This window comes from Xenorhabdus santafensis, assembly GCF_033949405.1.
Lineage (GTDB): Bacteria > Pseudomonadota > Gammaproteobacteria > Enterobacterales > Enterobacteriaceae > Xenorhabdus > Xenorhabdus santafensis.
In genome coordinates, this window is sequence record NZ_VCDN01000268.1 from 1 (window position 1) to 412 (window position 412).

General features: G+C 30.6%; 1 protein-coding gene. It reads left to right on the plus strand.

Going from position 1 to position 412, the window contains the following annotated elements:
* On the plus strand, positions 1-195 hold a 195-nt coding region (locus tag FE392_RS22460), incomplete at its 5' end, for a hypothetical protein (protein ID WP_319931903.1).
* Between the last annotated feature and the right edge of the window lie 217 nt (positions 196-412).

The window sequence follows — 412 nt, forward strand, 5'->3', positions numbered from 1 at the left end:
GAAATAGTTACCTATGTATTAAAGAAAGAAGAAAACCGTATTTTTCGTGTCCGAAAAACCATAAAAAAATGCCCTTCAATCCACTTCGTGGACAAGGGCATTTTTTCTTTTAAAAACAAAAATTATTCCTATCTCTCAGCCTCTTCATTTTCACTTCTAAGCGTTTTTAAACAACTTATAATATTTTCTCTTTAAGAATTACACATCAATCCCCTATACCTCAAAAACATATATTTCAGAACACGTTCGAAGTGTTGCCATGAAAAAATCGAGAAATTCTCGAACTTTACCTGCTAATTAGAATAACAGGTAACTCCCTTTACACTTTCTTTATCTAAATAAAACAAATTCAAGCAAGGCTCTACAATCTTCCCTATCTTTTGCACTGAAATATAAATTTGTTTACATATTT